Annotated in this window: 4 protein-coding genes and 1 pseudogene; 1 reads left to right on the forward strand and 4 read right to left on the reverse strand. The window is 58.3% G+C overall.

What is annotated here, in order from left to right; translation table 11 throughout:
- Positions 1–685: 685 nt before the first annotated feature.
- Positions 686–1519: a hypothetical protein gene (locus AC3WQS_RS31285; protein WP_492713579.1), complete on the forward strand. Its 834-nt coding sequence runs from the start codon at positions 686–688 to the stop codon at positions 1517–1519.
- A gap of 153 nt (positions 1520–1672) precedes the next feature.
- Here AC3WQS_RS31285 and AC3WQS_RS31290 read toward each other — a convergent pair whose 3' ends face one another.
- The 4 genes and pseudogenes from AC3WQS_RS31290 to AC3WQS_RS31305 all read right to left on the reverse strand — a co-directional run.
- Positions 1673–1858, reverse strand: a complete 186-nt coding sequence (locus AC3WQS_RS31290; protein ID WP_070797569.1) for a hypothetical protein — start codon at positions 1856–1858, stop codon at positions 1673–1675.
- A 681-nt stretch (positions 1859–2539) separates the two neighbouring features.
- Positions 2540–3238, reverse strand: a complete 699-nt coding sequence (locus AC3WQS_RS31295; protein WP_492713580.1) for an IS6 family transposase — start codon at positions 3236–3238, stop codon at positions 2540–2542.
- A gap of 37 nt (positions 3239–3275) precedes the next feature.
- Positions 3276–3695, reverse strand: a complete 420-nt coding sequence (locus AC3WQS_RS31300; protein ID WP_492713578.1) for an ABC transporter permease — start codon at positions 3693–3695, stop codon at positions 3276–3278.
- A 906-nt stretch (positions 3696–4601) separates the two neighbouring features.
- Positions 4602–4910, reverse strand: a pseudogene (locus AC3WQS_RS31305) (alpha/beta fold hydrolase); the annotation flags it as partial.

The following is a 4910-nucleotide window of genomic DNA, read 5'->3' on the forward strand; positions in this document are numbered from 1 at the left end:
GCGCTCCTCCCGACGCTCCGCGTCGGGAGACGGGAGCGAGTCGCTGCGCTCCCCGCCAGGGAGCCGCTGCGCGGCTCGCAGTGGGTCGAGTGCCGTTGCCGTCGATCGAGTCGCTTCGCTCCTCTGAACTCCGAATCTTGGTTCTCACCAAACGAATTCATCGCAACGTCTGAACCGGTACCCGACACCCGAACGAGGCTGGGGAGGAGGGGAGGGTCACGGAAAGCGCCCCGTCTTGCGTCCACTGCCTCGTCATCATCATGCTCCCAATCATACACCCCCACCCACCAAACCGCAAAAAAACCCGAAAACAAAAAATACCGAAACCCGCACCACCACAACAATGTTCGACGTTGACGAAAACGTCACCGTGCACAACCCACGAAACCCACCCAACACCAACCGAATACCGAAACCTACTTCCACACAACAACATTCAAAAACACCCAAAAACGAGCCCTCACAACACCCCACCCCGACCCGGCACCACTCCCCCACACCACCCAACACAAACACCCCGCCGGCACCCAAAACGCTGGCACCCCCACACACCCCCAACAACCACCCCAGAGACGTGCCGTCACCCCACGTCACAACCCCTAAACAAGCAACCACACAAAGATAGGACGCCGACGAGGTTCCCTTCAAAGCGATATGCACGCTTGCCATGGAAAGATGCCGTTCTATGGCTACTGAGGAAGAAACTTCGAGGGCACAACAACCCGCAAGCATGGCGGGTCTCAAAAAGATCGAACGCGCATTTGAGATTCGCGATGAGCTACGTGATCTTCTCGAAGAACAACTCATAGCCGACCGCAAGGCACCTCGGAGAAGCAACGACAAGCATGGAACCTCGCCAACCGTTTGGGTCGAATGGATCATTGACGAGGTCCCCGATTACACCAGAGCTTCCCTGCTCATGGGCGATGTCATCCACAATCTTCGAGCAGCGATGGACCACGCGATGTGGTCAGTTACGCCCGAACGCATTCAGAAGAACAATCCTCGCGATGTCGCATTTCCGCTTCATGCCACGAAAGAGGGGTTCGACAAATGGCTTCGCAAACGTAAGAGCTGGTACGGGACTAACGTGACCGACGTTCTGCGCGTACAGCAGCCGTACCATGCCGGGGTCGACGCCTTACATCCTTTGCACATCCTGCAGTTCCTATCGAACACGGACAAGCATCAGCTTCTGAATATCGTCGCCACCAGTCAAGTGAGCCTCGCGGAGGTCACAGTCGACCCACGCCCCACCGGTGAGGTTCGATCATTCGTGAATGAAGGGGTTCTCGAATCAGGCTCGGTGCTGGCGAGAGTTGAGTTTGCACGACCAGCGGAATCTCGTGCAGTCGATTTAAAGCCCGTCTTCGCATACGAGCAGGTTTTCCGCTATGTCGGACCAGCCCAGAATGAAAACTGGCTCCAACTAGGTGAGGCAATGAACCGGATCTGCCCCGCCGTTGTCGACTCAGTCGGTTACATCTTCGCAGCTCACGAAAAGGACTTTGGCGTATAAGTCGATCTCATGCGCTTGCACCGCGACAAAGTCCGTTCTCGTTTCTCGATCCCCTGAGGCGACAATTGAGTGTCAGCCTGTTCGATTAGCCTTGGGCCAGGCACTGTCACGTCAATGTACTGAATGAATGTGCGGAACAATTGCCTTTTCAATTTACGCTGGAAATATCAGATATATAGCAGCGCCGCACGTCACTATAGCCGGAGAAATAACGATCCACCACGACCATCGTTGATCCTCACCTACGACGCGAAGAGTGGAAATCATCCACAGAAGGCCAGCAAGAGCCAGCAGCAGCACCAGGACGATTCCGACGAGAAGCTCATCAGGAGCGGTCATGGATGACAGAATTCTCGGTTGGTCATAGCGCATCGAAAGAGACCCGACAATCGGAATCGCTGTGAGTAGCAGCACTGTCCAACGTGGTGGTTTATGTGTCACCGGCTGGAGACTTCGTCGCGTGCCATTCATGAGTTGATTGTTCCACAGACGGATTCGACGCCCATTCAAAGCATCCAAATTTTCCCCGTCCGTCCGTCCGTCAATCGATCTTGGTCTCAACAGGTCAACGCATCACCGACGATAGTTGAGGCACGTTCAGCAGATGATCATGCGCGCCAGCTGCAGCACTGAATCGCGATTGAAGTACCGGAAAGAGGGACCTCAGTTGTGGGACCTTGCGGAGAGCCCGTCAAAGTACGTCTTCGTCTCGTTCACAGTCCGGCGCAAGGCATTCGTGATGATCGCGGAACCGAACCTAAGCGGCGCACGAAACCCTGGCTTCGGCTCGATCGCAAATGTCCACGTGAGTCTGCTCCCTGCCACAAGTTGCTCGATCAGCACGTCCTCAGCGAATCGGTGTAACCCCGGTGCCGTGAATTCGGAGACATAGAAAGTGTTGTGATAGTGGTTATTCGGCGTTTCATCCCATAGAAAGGGCACTGTCACGTTAGTCGAAAGGTATAGCGGTGCAGCTGATTTAGGACACGATGCTACGGGGAACGGCTGAGACGTTGATTCTCAGGCGGCGGCGGTAGTCGCGGTGACTTCCTGCCAGACCGCGAATCGGTCGGCCATCTCGGTACGCCACTCGGGCGCGGTCAGTCGATGTCGGCGGGGTCGGAAGTGCGGTGAGATGCCAGAGAAAGCCGAGAGGAAGCGTTGTGCGTGCCCGGGCGATGTGAACCGCTTCATCGCGCGCTCGCGCTGTCGGGTCGGCTGATGGGAATTCTCGGCCCGGTTGTTCAGGTACTTGGATCGGCGATGCTCGACCGAGGTCAGTAACTCGCGGTGGGCGACGCTGTAGCTCGCCAGCTTGTCGGTGACGATCGCCCGCGGGACATAGTGCAAGCCCTTGAGTAGCTTACGGAAGAATCGTTTGGCGGCGTTGCCGTTTCGACGCGACTGAATTAGCACGTCAAGCACGTTGCCGTGCTGGTCGACCGCACGCCACAGATAGTGTTGCCGACCATTGATTCGAATGAACACCTCGTCGAGATGCCATCTGTCACCGGGCCGCGCCCGCCGTCGGCGTAGCTGGTTTGCGTATGTTTGCCCGAACTTGGCGCACCACCGGCGGAACGTCTCGTAGCTGACCACGACACCGCGTTCGAGCATCATCTCCTCGACTTCACGGAAGCTGAGCGGAAACCGGAAGTACAACCACACGCAATGGTTGATGATTTCCGCAGGGTAGCGGTGACCTTTGTACGACAGCATTGAGGTGCTCACGCCACATTCTCCCAGTTTGCCGCGTTCAGCAACGTGACAGTGCCCTCTGTGGTGTTCCCGGGCGCGGGATGGTCTTCTGCGTTGCGGCGGCGACCAACCCAAGGGCTGCCAGGGGGACAGCGAAGAGAAGAGAACCCCAAAAAGAGCTCCAGTTCGCCAACCCGGCGATGGACAAACCAACGAGTGCGGCGACGGCCAACCACGAGACCCACTTTCGCATTGCCAATGCGGCCACCACAGGTGGTGTTGCGAGCAGCAGCCCCAGGCCGATCAGTGGCCAGGCACCTAACACGTGGACGATGTGGTCATCGCACCGGAAGGAGGATCCGCTTTCGCCGGTCTTCGAGCACGCCAACGACACTTCAGCCATCGTCCATGAGGCGCCGACCCACACGGTGAAGGCCAACGCAGCCCCGACAAAGATCCACCACACTGCTCTCGACACGCCCGCAGCCTAGCCCGGCGCGCGGGTGTGGGGCCCCACATCAACCCGGGTAGGCCCGTCGAGAGCGCCGAGGGGACGAGACCGTCAATCAGCTGAGTGAAGGTTGCATCAGATGCAACATTGATGCGTCTGTTTCAGCGCTGATTGCTCGTCATGTTCGGTGGTCAGTGGCGTCCGGGCAGGTTGACTGGCGGATGTGCAGCATTCGAAACGTGCAGTATTCCCGCCGACGGCGGACACTCAATCATGCGCCAACGCAGTCAGGACCGAACTTCAGTCGACAAAGCCAACAGGGTGCTCATGTGGCTACTGCTGGGATGGGGCGTGGGCAATGTTGATGTGTGGTGGATCCACCTCGTCCGACGCAGCAGTCGTGAAGTCCAGGTGTCGCTGGTAAGCCCAGGCCCCTTCGCGGAACGGACCTGGATTGATATGGGAGGCTTCCTCGCCTACTGCTCGCTGGCATCCCTCTTCGCAATCTTGATCTGGTACATCCTGGCTCATAGATGATGCCGTCGTTTACTTATCCCCGCACGGAATCCGCCATCCGGTGCGGGCCTTTTTGGTTGGCTAGTCCAACTGTGTGTTCATCTTGTTCGCGAGCCATTCCGCGTCCGACTGGACCATCGGTCCTCGCAGGCAGTAGCGGCCGCCGTTTCTTGGACGTAGTGGGTGAAGCACTTGTACTCGTATCCGCCGTGTTCTTTGGTGCGGGGTATTACGACAAAGCGTGTGGGAGCGGCTGTTTCGGTCATGTTGCTGCCCTCTGAGAGTCGGTAGAGTCGCTCCCCTGGCACCAGGTCGAGTGCTTCTATCAACTTCGCAACCCAATGCAGCCCTAGGGGTGTCCCGACATTGCTGCGATACGTGAGGACATCGTGGGGTCACGTCGCCGACCGCAACTTCTCACGCCGTGGGTGTGTACCAGTCGCGGATTGCGGCGACGAACTCGTCTGGGGCGTCGGATTCGACGTAGGTGCCTGCGCCTTTGACGATCACGGTCGTGTGGTCGGGGAACGTCACTTCCAGGCGTTCGCGCTCCTGCCGGCGGAAGGCGATGTTCGCATCACCCCACACGATCAGCGTCGGTAGGTGAGCGAGGTCGGGGAGGCCGGCCTCGACTTCGGCGAAGAACTCACGGCTGGCGAGGATCCGGCCGGGAAGCACAGCGGTGGCCTGTCGTCGCTCCGGAGTATCGAGGGCCAGTCTGTAGTG

Source organism: Rhodococcus sp. FW305-130, assembly GCF_058788335.1.

Excerpts from the sequence above, each read along its gene's own strand:
- AC3WQS_RS31285 (WP_492713579.1), top strand. The coding sequence starts at position 686 with ATGGCTACTGAGGAAGAAACTTCGAGGGCACAACAACCCGCAAGCATG.
- AC3WQS_RS31295 (WP_492713580.1), bottom strand. The coding sequence starts at position 3,238 with ATGCTGTCGTACAAAGGTCACCGCTACCCTGCGGAAATCATCAACCAT.
- AC3WQS_RS31290 (WP_070797569.1), bottom strand. The coding sequence starts at position 1,858 with ATGACCGCTCCTGATGAGCTTCTCGTCGGAATCGTCCTGGTGCTGCTG.